This window comes from Paenibacillus sp. NPDC058174, from assembly GCF_042883865.1.
Classification (GTDB): Bacteria; Bacillota; Bacilli; order Paenibacillales; family Paenibacillaceae; genus Pristimantibacillus.
Window position 1 is genome coordinate 50,676 of record NZ_JBHVUY010000011.1, and the last position, 12,666, is coordinate 63,341.

Annotated in this window: 11 protein-coding genes; 10 read left to right on the forward strand and 1 reads right to left on the reverse strand. The window is 48.8% G+C overall.

Going from position 1 to position 12,666, the window contains the following annotated elements; genetic code table 11:
- Nucleotides 1–61: 61 nt before the first annotated feature.
- The 10 genes from ACFVVF_RS27495 to ACFVVF_RS27540 all read left to right on the forward strand — a co-directional run bounded on the left by ACFVVF_RS27495 (nt 62) and on the right by ACFVVF_RS27540 (nt 10,180).
- Nucleotides 62–889 carry a pyruvate, water dikinase regulatory protein gene (locus ACFVVF_RS27495; protein ID WP_387816249.1) on the forward strand — a complete coding sequence of 276 codons (828 nt, stop codon included), beginning with the start codon at nt 62–64 and terminating at the stop codon, nt 887–889.
- Nucleotides 890–1,062: 173 nt separating this feature from the next.
- Entirely contained in the window at nt 1,063–1,461 is a 399-nt protein-coding gene (gene ndk, locus ACFVVF_RS27500) for a nucleoside-diphosphate kinase (RefSeq protein ID WP_042164375.1), read from the forward strand.
- 210 nt (nt 1,462–1,671) lie between these two features.
- A complete protein-coding gene (galU, locus tag ACFVVF_RS27505; RefSeq protein ID WP_387816322.1) occupies nt 1,672–2,553 on the forward strand; it encodes a UTP--glucose-1-phosphate uridylyltransferase GalU in 882 nt (293 codons plus the stop codon).
- A gap of 17 nt (nt 2,554–2,570) precedes the next feature.
- Nucleotides 2,571–3,266: a sugar transferase gene (locus tag ACFVVF_RS27510; RefSeq protein ID WP_387816324.1), complete on the forward strand. Its 696-nt coding sequence runs from the start codon at nt 2,571–2,573 to the stop codon at nt 3,264–3,266.
- A gap of 16 nt (nt 3,267–3,282) precedes the next feature.
- Nucleotides 3,283–4,662, forward strand: coding sequence for a sugar phosphate nucleotidyltransferase (locus tag ACFVVF_RS27515; protein WP_387816250.1), 1,380 nt, complete (start codon nt 3,283–3,285; stop codon nt 4,660–4,662).
- A gap of 79 nt (nt 4,663–4,741) precedes the next feature.
- Nucleotides 4,742–5,548 carry a YveK family protein gene (locus ACFVVF_RS27520; protein ID WP_387816252.1) on the forward strand — a complete coding sequence of 269 codons (807 nt, stop codon included), beginning with the start codon at nt 4,742–4,744 and terminating at the stop codon, nt 5,546–5,548.
- Nucleotides 5,529–6,206 (forward strand): CpsD/CapB family tyrosine-protein kinase, encoded by a 678-nt coding sequence (locus ACFVVF_RS27525; protein ID WP_387816254.1) that lies wholly within the window; start codon nt 5,529–5,531, stop codon nt 6,204–6,206. The genes ACFVVF_RS27520 and ACFVVF_RS27525 overlap by 20 nt, the downstream gene beginning before the upstream one ends.
- Before the next feature lie 52 nt (nt 6,207–6,258).
- On the forward strand, nt 6,259–7,665 hold the full coding sequence (locus ACFVVF_RS27530) for an O-antigen ligase family protein (RefSeq protein WP_387816256.1): 1,407 nt from the start codon (nt 6,259–6,261) through the stop codon (nt 7,663–7,665).
- Nucleotides 7,662–8,789, forward strand: a complete 1,128-nt coding sequence (locus ACFVVF_RS27535) for a glycosyltransferase family 4 protein (protein ID WP_387816258.1) — start codon at nt 7,662–7,664, stop codon at nt 8,787–8,789. The genes ACFVVF_RS27530 and ACFVVF_RS27535 overlap by 4 nt, the downstream gene beginning before the upstream one ends.
- Nucleotides 8,790–8,806: 17 nt before the next feature.
- On the forward strand, nt 8,807–10,180 hold the full coding sequence (locus tag ACFVVF_RS27540; RefSeq protein ID WP_387816260.1) for a lipopolysaccharide biosynthesis protein: 1,374 nt from the start codon (nt 8,807–8,809) through the stop codon (nt 10,178–10,180).
- 4 nt (nt 10,181–10,184) lie between these two features.
- Here the strand turns inward: ACFVVF_RS27540 and ACFVVF_RS27545 are convergent, their stop codons facing one another.
- The gene (locus ACFVVF_RS27545) at nt 10,185–12,359 is read right to left on the reverse strand and encodes a pectate lyase family protein (protein ID WP_387816262.1); all 2,175 of its coding nucleotides are present in this window, start codon (nt 12,357–12,359) and stop codon (nt 10,185–10,187) included.
- Nucleotides 12,360–12,666: the final 307 nt, after the last annotated feature.

The following is a 12,666-nucleotide window of genomic DNA, read 5'->3' on the forward strand; positions in this document are numbered from 1 at the left end:
AGCGCTTGCCGGGGTTTTCATACGAACATGATTCGACTGATTTGGGTTGGGGGACGGACTTATGAATGAAATGATCATTTATGTTTGCTCGGATGCCGTCGGGGAGACGGGAGAAGCGGTTGCCAAAGCGACGTTGCGTCAGTTCGCATCGGAGGAAGTGAAAATAAAACGGTACGGTCATATGAAAAGCGAAGATGAAGTCATTCAGGTCGTATCGGAGGCTGCCAGTACAGGAGGTTTCATCAGTTACACACTGGTTCAGCCAAAGCTTCGGGCACGTATGAAAGAGGAAGCATTCCGTTGGGGAGTGAGGGCAGTTGACGTAATGGGACCCATGCTGGAAGCCTATGTCGATACGTTTGGCAGCTCTCCAAACCGCAAGCCGGGTTTGCTGCATTCTATCGATGAAGACTATCATCGGCGGATTGAAGCGATCGAATTTGCTGTCAAATATGATGACGGCAAGGATGCCAGGGGCTTTATGCAGGCCGAAGTCGTCCTGATCGGCGTCTCCCGGACCTCGAAGACGCCGCTGAGCGTTTTTCTCTCCCACAAAGGGATAAAGACGGCCAACCTGCCGCTTATGCCGGAGGTAACGCTGCCGGCGGAGCTGGTGTCGGCGCCTGGCAGACTCATTATCGGACTGACGATGCAGCCTGAGCATCTGCTTGGTATTCGGACGGAGCGTCTTAAGACGCTGGGTCTTCCGCCGACAGCGCCCTATGCTTCGGAAGAAAGAATTCTTGAAGAGCTACGTTATGCCGAGAAGATTATGGAATCATTCCAATGTCCTGTCATTGATGTTACGAATCGTGCGATAGAGGAAACAGCGGGACTTATTATTGAAATGCTATATAGGCAAACGGAGAGCAGGAACGACTGGTTTTAGTCGGTTTATGTCATTTTTTGGCCGAGAATAGGAATAGGAAGGCTGTAAGTTGGCAATACGTAGGAGTGAGGGCAATTGAGCGCAACGCCCGGCTCTGCCTCCCTTATCTATGGGCAAAGACACTTGGGATATGTTGCGAAACAGCTACTGAAGCTAGAGAAGGAGAGAATGGAATGGAACGTACATTTATATTAGTGAAGCCGGACGGTGTCAAGCGCGGATTAGTCGGAAACATCGTATCGCGATTTGAAAGCAAAGGCTTCCATCTTGCGCAGGCGAAGCTGATTAGCATTGACCAATCACTGGCTGAAACTCATTATGCCGAGCATGCCGCACGGCCATTCTTCGGTGATCTCGTCTCGTTTATTACCTCCGGTCCGTCTTTTGCCATGGTATGGGAAGGAGACGGCGCGGTGAAAAACGCCCGTTCATTGATCGGAAAGACGAATCCCGCTGACGCCGAGCCCGGCACCATCCGCGGAGATTTCGCGTTAAGTGTCGAGAGCAATATCGTCCATGGCTCGGATTCCCCGGAGAACGCGGATCGGGAAATCGGCCTCTTCTTCCATTAATCGGATATCAGCTTCAAAGACCCCCGTACAGCGGTAATCATCCGCGTGCGGGGGTCTTTACGTTTTACGGAAAGGGTGAAAAAGGGATTGACATGATACAAATTGTATCTTAAAGTAAGGAGTATTAAAGATACAATTTGTATCGTAGATGAACGGCTCTACTTTTTTGAAAAAGATAGATAAATGAATAGGGATAGGGTGATGGAGACGATGAAAAAAGTAAAAAAAGCGATTATACCTGCTGCCGGACTTGGTACACGTTTTTTGCCTGCCACGAAAGCGATGCCCAAAGAGATGCTTCCGATTGTCGACAAGCCGACGATTCAGTACATCGTGGAGGAAGCCGTCGCTTCCGGCATCGAGGATATCATCATCGTAACGGGCAAAGGAAAACGGGCAATCGAGGATCACTTCGACCACTCGTTTGAATTGGAAAACAACTTATTCAGCAAAGGCAAATTCGATTTGCTAGATGAGGTGCGCAGATCTTCAAACGTTGACATTCACTATATCCGGCAAAAAGAAGCGAAGGGACTCGGCCATGCTGTCTGGTGCGCGCGCAATTTTATCGGCAATGAGCCGTTTGCCGTTTTGCTTGGAGATGATATCGTCCGTTCCGAGGTTCCCTGCGTCAGGCAGCTGATTCAGCAGTATGAAGAGACGCAGCGATCCGTAATTGGGGTGCAGACGGTAAAATCCGAGGAGACGCACCGCTACGGAATTGTGGATCCCTTGGCCTGCTATGGCCGGCTCTATGAAGTAAACCGGTTTGTTGAGAAGCCTGCTGCCGGATTTGCGCCTTCTAATCTCGCAATAATGGGCCGCTATATTTTGACCCCTGAAATATTCGAATTTCTTGCTCATCAGGAGGAAGGGGCCGGCGGTGAAATTCAGCTGACGGACGCCATTCAGAAGCTGAATGCAGCCGAAGGCGTATATGCCTACAACTTCGAGGGCATCCGCTATGACGTGGGAGAGAAGCTCGGCTTTATTACAACGACGCTTGATTTTGCCCTTCGGAATGAAGAGCTGAGAATACCGCTGCTCGCCGTAATGGAGCAAATGATGAAGCAGCAATATTCGAATAAGTAAAAGGACAGGTGAAAGCGATGGCTCCAACTTCCCCTCAACGGAATGACATCGAGGCTGTTATTGAAACCCGAACTTTATATACCGGCTATGAGCGAAATCTTTCATTAAGATTTTATCTGATGGCCAAACGAGCAGTGGACTTGCTAGGCGCCTCCGTAGGCCTCATCCTGTTGTCGCCGATTTTGCTGCTTGTCGTTTTCAGTATAAAAATAGAGGATCCTAAAGGGTCCGTTTTTTTTTATCAAAAGCGGGTCGGCAAGAATGAACGCCAGTTTAATATGTACAAATTTCGCTCGATGGTGTCGGATGCGGAGAAGCAGCTGGATGCGCTTCTGGAACGGAATGAAATCGAAGGCGCGATGTTCAAAATGAAAAATGACCCCCGCATTACGAAGGTTGGCAAGTGGATACGGAAGACCAGCATCGACGAGCTGCCGCAGCTGTGGAATGTCATTCGCGGCGATATGTCGCTTGTTGGCCCGCGCCCGGCTTTGCCTCGCGAGGTTCAGGAATACAGCAGCTACGACAGGCTTAGGCTGAAGGTAACGCCGGGCTGTACCGGGCTTTGGCAGGTTAGCGGACGAAACGCATTAAGCTTCCGGGAAATGGTGGAGCTTGATTTGCATTATATTGAACGGCGCAGTCTTCTGTTGGACTTGAAGCTTATTTTAATGACCGTCAGAGTGATGTTTGGCTCTAGCGACGCCTATTAAGAGGGGAGAAAAGGATATGAAGCTCGTATTGTTGTCCGGCGGATCGGGCAAGCGTCTCTGGCCTCTCTCAAATGACGCCAGGTCGAAGCAGTTCTTGAAGGTGCTGGAGGATGAAGATCAGCGCAGAGTGTCAATGGTGCAGCGGGTATGGGGGCAATTGGAGCAAAGCGGCTTGGCGGAATCCAGCCTGATTGCCACGAGCCAGTCGCAGGTAGAGATGATGCATAGCCAGCTAGGCGAGCAGGTACCGCTAATTATTGAGCCGGAGCGCAGAGATACGTTCGCGGCGATTGCACTGTCCGCTGTTTATTTATACTCGCAGAAAGGTGCGAGCCTGGATGAAGTAGCAATTGTTTTACCCGTAGATCCTTATGTCGAAACCCGTTTTTTCGACACCGTCAAGGATCTGGAAGCGACGCTCCACGCCTCTCAGGCAGAGATGGCGCTCATTGGCATTCAGCCCACTTATGCCTCTTCCAAATACGGATATATTGTTCCTTCCTCTAAACCGGATGCTTCCGTCCAGCCCATCTACCGCACCGTAGAACGTTTTGTCGAAAAGCCGGATGAAGAAAAGGCTCAAGCGCTGATGAGTCAAAATGCGTTGTGGAACTCCGGCGTATTTGCATTTCGAATCGGTTACATGACCGATCTATTGGAACGCAAGGGCTTTCCCATTCAATATGAAGAGCTTGCCAAGCAATATCATCTTCTGCCCAAAATAAGCTTCGATTACGAGGTAATCGAGCGAATGGACAATATCGTAGTCATCCCTTACGACGGGTATTGGAAGGACCTTGGCACTTGGAATACGCTAACGGAAGAGATGAACAGCAACCAGCTGGGCAGAGGGATGGTTAGCCCCGATAGCATCAATACACATTTGATCAATGAAACCGATATGCCGGTTTCGATTATTGGCGTATCTAATGTAGTCGTTGCGGTTAGTCCCGACGGCATTCTCGTGACGGATAAGCAGGCCAGTCCACGCGTGAAGGATTTCATCGATTACGATCAAGAGCCGATGTTCGAAGAACGGCAATGGGGATATTCCCGTGTGCTGGATTATCAGAAATACGAGGACGGCAGCTGCGTCGTGACGAAGCGTGCCTTGATCCGGCAGAATAGAAGCTTCGGCTATCAATTGAATGTTCATCGTGAAGAGAGCTGGACCGTCATACGGGGAACTGGGGAATTCGTGCTGAACGGACGATTCATGTCCGTCAAAGCGGGCAGCACCTTGCATATTCCGATGCAATCTCTGCATAGCATTCGAGCGATAACGGAGCTGGAGATTATCGTGATCCAGACTGGCCGGGATGCGGATCACAATCAGGTGATGGAGCTGTACCGGACTTGGGATGAAGTGGCGGAGCATGCAATATATAAACGCTAAGCGGCGGAATAAGAATAAATTTGTTTACCTTCATGTATTGACATGCTACTAATTGTATCATAAAGTAGAGTTGTAGCGAATGTTACAAAATGTATCTATTAATTATCCGAAGCTTCGCGGGGGTGCGATTGTGGATTTAAATCGTTATTTAAGTTTGGTCAAAAAGAAATGGTGGCTCTTGACTGTATTTGTTATCGTTGCTTGCGCAGCCGTTGCCGTAAAGAGCTACTATTTCACAACGCCAATCTACGAGGCAAGAGCCAAGCTGATCGTAAATCAAGTCAATTCCAACCTCATGCCAAACGTAGGATCGCTGCAATTCGATTTAATGCTGATGGGCTCCTACAAAGAAATTATGCTCTCCTCCGCGATTTTGGATAAAGTCGTTGAGCTGTATCCGGGGCTTGGCGAATCTGCCAATAATATGGCAAGCGCGTTGTCCGTATCCTCCAGCACCAATTCTCAGGTGATGAGCATCGTCTATCAGGACGAATCGTATCAGCATGCCATGGAAGTTGTGAATGCGGTCAGCAAAGTGTTCAAGGATCAAATCCCGACCATTATGAATGTTAATAACATTACCATTCTGAATGAAGCAAAACCAACTGACGCAAACAGCCAGTCCCCAATTAACAACAACTTGGTCATGTCTTTGCTGATTGCTTTCGTTATTTCAATCATGCTGTCCATATCATTCATTATTTTTCTTGATTATTTAAATGACACGTTTAAATCCGAGGCGGAGCTTAAGGAGCTGCTGGGACTTCCGGTGCTTGCCGCTTTAAGTAAAACCAGACGAAAAGATTTGAGGACGAGCCGCAAAAGGGCTGCTCTAGCGAAGAAAAGAGAAGTAGGTGAAACGAATTATGCCACGCTCAACCAATGATCCGCAGCTGGTCGTCTCGGTTAATCCGATGTCGCCGTTTGCCGAAGGGTATCGCGTTCTTCGCACAAACATCCAGTTTTCTTCCATCGATATGCAGTTTCAAGTATTGATGGTTACGTCCGCACAAGCGGGAGAAGGAAAGACGACGGTCATTAGCAATCTGGCAGTCGCTTACGCCCAAGAGGGGAAAAGAGTACTGCTAATCGATATGGATCTGCGTAAGCCCTCTCTTCATATCGCATTGTCTCAAACCAATCAAAAAGGGCTGACGAATCTGCTTACAGGACAATGCAGCGTAGACGATGTAGTCAAACAAACGGCTATTCAGAACCTGTCGCTTCTCTCATCCGGCCCTACGCCTCCGCATCCGGCCGAAATGCTGAGCTCGCATAAAATGCGGCTCCTGATGGATGAATTGAGGACGCAGTATGACATTATTTTAATCGATACGCCGCCAATTCTTGCGGTAACTGACGGCCTGCTGGCCAGCGTTTTATGTGATGGCGTGCTGCTTGTCGTTCAGGCCTCCGTAGTCAAGAAAGCACTGGTGCTAAAAGCGAAAGAACGGCTGGAGCATGTGCAGGCCCGCATCGTCGGCACCATATTGAATCAATTAAATCGTGATGACAATTTAAGTATTGGCTATTACGGCATGTGAAGTTGAAACTTCCTGTCATTTACCCTCCGGGAATCGTAAGGGGCTGTGTCAGTTGCGGATTTATTTGATAGAATGGCGAAATCGCCTCGTTTTGCTTTGCGGTGCAGCGGTACTGGCAGCAGCAATTGGCTTCTTCACGCAAAGCAACCCCGTATTTATGCTCCAAATCGGCCTATTAATTGCCTTCTTCATTCCCGCGGCAGTATTGTCGCTTCGTGACCATGCCGCGCTCGTTCCTTATATTGTCGGCTGCTGGGTTTTTTCTCCGGAGCTTCGAAGAATAGTGGACTGGGCGCAGGGTGAATATACGCAATTATCTTTAATTCTCATTCTTCCGCATATCGTCACCTGTGCACTCGTATTCAGCATTATGAAAAACAGGGCTAACAGAAGCTTGCGCGAGGAATTCAAGTCGAACAAGTTTTATCCTTTCATTATTGCGGCTTACGCTTATGCAACCTTGCTGGGGTTGATATTGAACAAAATCGCAGGCATGTATGATATGATCGGCTATCTTGCCCCGGCCTTGATAGCGCCTTACTTTTTCCTAAGGCCGTTTACCCCAGCTGAGCTTAATAAAATGATTCGGATATGCGTATCCTTCGCTTTGCTCGTCTCCATTTACGGGTGGATTCAATATTTGACTCTGCCGGCTTGGGATGCGTTTTGGATTGAGAATGCGAACATGACCTCGATTGGAAATGCTGCTCCGCTTGACTTCCGCATGTTCTCCACGATGACTTCACAAGGCCCGGTAGCGGTGTTTCTGGGCACAATGCTCGTCATAATGATCGTTAACAAAGAGTGGAGAGGCAAATGGGGCTGGATCGGCGTTATGCTGGTTGCATCTGCGTTGTCAATCACACTGGTCCGCTCGGCATGGGTGACACTTATTCTTGGATTAATCGGTTATATTGCCTGTATGGACAAAGGTAAAAAAATATCGAAGATCATTACCATTATCGTAATCGGTGCATGCTTCTACGCAGTTATCAGCAAGCTGCCTGGTGCGGAGAACGTGACCGCCAGACTTGAAACCTTTCAGAATATGGGAGATGACAATTCCTTTAGGGCTCGAATCGGCCTTGTTATTGATGCAACACCGGTTATATTGAAAAATCCGCTGGGCGGCGGATTCGGGAGTGTAGGACGAGGTACGGTTTTGGGAGACGGAACAAGCTTTGCGGGATTAGGCAGCTTGGATAACGGCTATTTGGGTGTATTCGCTATCTTCGGTGTAGTGGGAGGGCTCGCTTTTTTTATCGGAATCTATCTGTTGTTCCGGTATTTGCTGGCGATGCGGCATAGTGACATTAAAGTTCTGGCGATTGCTACGATTATTCAATTGCTGGTCGCCTTCTTCTTTGGCGGCGGGCTGCAAGCCTATCAGGGCGTGTTATTCTGGCTCTTCGTATCCATGGCATTAGCACAACCAAATCCAAAGGAGTTCAGGTTATGATCAACATAATCGTCGTTAATCATGTGGCTGAGCAGGGTGGAGCGGAGAATGTACTGCTTACCACGTTAAAGCATATCGACAAGCATAAGTTTAAAGTTACGGCTGTATTGTTTCAGGAGGGGATTTTGGCTGAAGAAATCCGCTCCATTGGCATTGAAGTAGTAACCTTGGCTGCGGGACGGATTCGCAATGTGCTGCATTATGTCAGAACGGTACTGCAAATTGTCAGGGAAATTAAGCGAGCCAGAGCCGATATTGTAATCGGCTGGTCGCCGAAGCCGTTCATATATGCCGGGGCAGCGGCTTGGCTCATGCGCAAGCCCGTATTATGGTGGCAGCACGGCTATCCGTCACCAGCCTCCCGGTTCGATCGGCTAGTAAGCCGGCTCCCGGCTAAAGCGATTCTATGTCCATCTGATTCCGTAGCGCAAGCCCAGAACGATCTGGGAGCCCGTTTGAAAGCTAGAGTCAATTATCCGGGCATTGAAACGGAGCTTTTTGCCTATTCAGCGTTGGATCGGGAACAAATCCGAGAAAAATATCAAATTCCGGCTGCTGCCAAAATCATTACATTTATTGGGCGGCTCCAGCGATGGAAGCGGCCTGATGATGTGATTGAGGCTTTCAGCCGTCTGCAGGACGAGCAGTATTATCTGCTTGTAGTCGGCGGCGCACTGTTTGGGGAAGAACGGGATTACATTCAAGAGCTAACTGGCCTTGCCGAACGATTGGGATGCGCGGACCATGTCGTGTTTGCCGGCCATCAGACGGAGATCGCCAAATATTTGTCGGCCAGCGATATTGTCATCAATGCGTCCAGTAAAGAACCCTTTGGCCTCGTCGTCGTCGAAGCGATGGCAAACGGGCGTATTGTCATCGCAGTAAATAGCGGAGGACCGGCGGAAATTATAGATCACAACTGGAACGGGCTGCTTTACGACGGTTCCAGAGAGGGACTGTATCAGTGTCTGCTCCAGGCTGTCAAGAACGATACGGATACTCAGTCTATTGGCAGGCGAGCCTTGAAGACAGCGGGGGAAAGCTTTTCGGCGGGGCAGATGGTCAGCCGTTTCGAAGGGTATCTTACAGATTTGTACAATGAGGCACAATCTATAGCCCGGTAAGGCAAAGGAGTCTTTGGATGAAAGAGCGGCAAGGGGTCAACACACAGTGGATGCGAAACGCGCTTCAGACGTTCGGAAGCCAAATCGCGATTATGTGCATAACGATTCTCACGGGGGTTCTGCTGGCGAGAGGACTTGGCGCAGAAGGAAGAGGAACCTTCATAGCGATTACAATGTGGTCGAACCTTCTATATTGGGGATTCAGCTTCGGACTGTATCAAACGGTTATTTATTTTTGGAAAAGCTATAAAGGAGATAAGAAGGTCATCTTTACAACCTTACTTGTCTACGGGATCATACTTTGTGCCCTTGCAAGCCTCATTGCAGAAATTGTTATTGTTCCGCTGGTAACCTCGAACGGCGGCAGCGATATCGTACTAGCCGCGAAAATCTATTTTCTGGGCATTTTTTACGCTGCCTTCGCCGATATCATCACAAGCTCATTGGCTGGTGAGGAGAAGTTCGGTTATTCTAATTTACTGCGGATGGCCGTTCCCGGCCTAACGGCGCTTGCAATGCTTTCATTGTATGTAACGGGCCATTTGACTAGTGTTACCGCCTTATATGCGTCATTTATCATTTCGACCCTTCTATTCATAGCGAATATGATCAAAATTGCGAGCATGAAGGTAATCGGCTTCAAAATCGACTGGCGGCTCATGTGGTCCGGTTTCAAATACGGCTCCAAATCACATGGAGGCAGTGTGGCAAGTCTGACATCGGAAAATATAACGCAGATGGTTCTGTCACTTTTCTTGCCGCCTGTCGCGTTAGGACATTATTCAGTTGCACAAAGCGCCGTATCGCCAGTTAATACGATCACCTCGACGATCACCATTACAACTCAGCCTAAGCTGACGGCAGAAGAAAAGCATACCGTGCACGGAAGGGTTGTTCAGCTGCTAAAAAAAGCGATGATATTGATTGCGTTCGCTGTCGTCGTCATGGCTGTCGTATTGCCCTTCGGTATCGAATTTGTCTACGGCAGCGAGTTTGAGGCCGCAATTATTCCTGCACTGATTCTGCTGCCCTCCAAGTTGTTCGACTGCTTGTCCAATGTATTGCGGAATGCGTTAAACGGCGCGGGGATGACATTTATTAATACGAAAAGCGAGCTTATCGTGTTGGCTGCGACCCTCGCCTGCATGTCCGTTTTTTTTACCCGTTGGCATTTAATTGGCGCTGCAGCAGTTACACTCATAGCGAGTCTGGTCAGAATTGCGATTTTTTTTATCGAATACCGAAGACGTTTCGAGCGATTGACCTTAAAGGAGGCTTTGCCGGGAAGGCTGGATGTGGTAGAGCTCTACAAGGATGCCCATAGCCGAATCGTCCGGGGAAGCATGAGCCGGCGCAAGCGCGGCTTATCCCCGGAGCGATCGGAATTGTAAGGACTTAGAGCGCTTTTAGCGCAAGAACACCGTTGTTAACGATTAACTGGTACCGGATTCCGCTGGCTGCGTCTGTCAAGATTAGGCCGTTGCCAGCGGCCCCGCCGATTTCCAAGTTTTTATCCGCATACAGATGCGGTACTGGCGAGTAGGAGCTAACAAGGTCGTAAGAAGCCATGATACCTGCGAAATAAGTGGGACTTGTCTTGGACAGGAAGTGAAAGCTCATCCGATAGGCAAGTCCTGTCGGGATGCCTTGCTCACGTCCGAGCATTCGTTTCCAGCCCAAACGCTCCCAGCCGATGACATCGCCGTAAATATCGATTCCTTTTCCGACGATTTTCCCTAGCGAAGCATAGTTGGTATAGTTGGTTGGTGCGGTAGGAAGCACGAAATATTGCATCGCAAGGGGACGATTTATGCCAACATCGACAGGTAATGAAGGGGAGTCGAAGTCGATTTGGAGGCTGGGCTCGTTGACTCCGTCCGGCGTGAGCTTAATGATTTTGATATTTGTTCCGATAATTCGTTTCATTTCATCCGTAACGGGTACCGGAATTTCTGAAGGTGATGCCAGGCTGAGCTTGCCTCCATTGCCTACGGTCCAGTTCTCCAATATTTCCGGATTTTTAAGCAGGTTTGCCGGGGCAATCGGTACGAATGAACGGGTGTCACGCTCTGCCATTCGTGATTTCAGATCGTTGGAAGTATAGTAGGGAGCCACTTTTTCCCGGATCACGACATCACTCAAGGCAAGACCCGTAAGATCCAATTGTCCTGTAATGTTGGAGATCCGGTAAATGTAAGCGGAGCCAAGCGCACCTTTGTTCGAAGACTTGCTAAGCGTATTGAGCGTATCGCCGAATACGACGGTCGTCTGAAGGGCGCCGAACCAGGCGGCATACTTTTGTTTTTCGGCGAGCGGCTTCAGATCATCGGGCAAGGCGTATTGCCAATCGTTCTCATTATCCGTGTAGTCGGGTCTGGACCAGGAGAAGCCGAAGCCAAATGTCATGAGATTTCCCGTTATTGATTTGGGCAATAGCCGAATGGCGGCCTCTCCGCATTGCTCGAATTGAGCCGACATGAATATGCCGCTTAAGCCGCCGACATCGTTAACGCTGTTGTAGTCTGCCAAGCCGCTGTCAATGCATTGGTAAATGCCATAAGGAGAGAAGCCCATGTGAACCCGGCTGATCTGCGCGCCGATTCCTCCGCGATGTCCTGCAATAAGCAGAGTTCCTAGCAAAATGCCGCAAAATTCCCCGGAGATGCTGCCGCCCTGGTAGAAATAGTCCCCATTGTTTTTACGGCAATAAACCCCAATCAAACCGCCCCAGTTGCAGTCATGCGACGTAATATGCCCTGTATCGTTATTCAGCAATTGACCGACTTTCACGAAGCGGGTTCTTATATTGCGGAATACAGGCGTCGCGGTGCTTGCTATCTCGATGGCAGCGACGCCGACAGCAAACATTTCATATAAATCCTGGTCGAACAGTTCTTTTTTAATCCATTTGGTCAAATAGCGTCTGTTGTATTGGACCATGCCATGGATGGTGAAGTTTTCGAATACCGCATCGATCCCGGCTGATTGAATCTTTAAGCAGGGCAATAAATCCGTTTGCGTATCCAGTGGGTCCCATTGAAGAATTGCACCAAATTGTCCTCCGTCAACATAGGGGCCGGTTGCCGATTCAATGCCTCTGCAATAGCTGACCAGAGTTTGGCGGATCCGGTATTCGCCAAGCGGCAGAAATAATTTGTAAGAATAATTGCAAAACAGTAAAGCGGATTGAAAGGCTGCCGTGTCATCTGTTGTTTTATCACCTTTCGCTCCAAACCAATGGGGATACACATAGTCAATTTTTGGCGCTCCGTTAAACAATCCGCCAGCCGTTATATCGAAAATCCAGTCATGCGTACCCGCGTCGATTGAGCAGTTAACCGTGAACGTGATGCCCTTTGCCGGTCTTAACCGGGCATTGTTCCCGAACGTCAGCCGTTTGTTCGCTGGTATTGTTATATTTTTATTTACGGTGTAAACCCCTTTAGGGATGAAAATGATATCAGAATCCACGCCCATTGCCGCTACGATCGCCGCTGTACTGTCTTTGACACCGGTTGGATCGGCGCCCTTCTGGACGATATTGCCGCCAAAATCCTCAATTCCCGCCATTGTAAATCACCGCCTTATTCGAATAGTTATGTACCCGCAACTTCATGCAGATACGATAGCGAATAAGGGGCGGCTAGTGGTCCATCTCGTTGTTTGTACATACTAGGATAATATATGAGATTAACATGTTAATAGAGACGGCGGTTGCCGCTGATAGAAAGCCTAATTCGTTTCGCCGTACGGTTATTGTATGGGAAATTGGTTATTGACATGATACTTATTGTATCATAAAGTTAGAGATATGTTGATACAAATTGTAACTTTTTGAATTTGAATAGTAATCACCTTATTTTCTGGCAAGGGAATG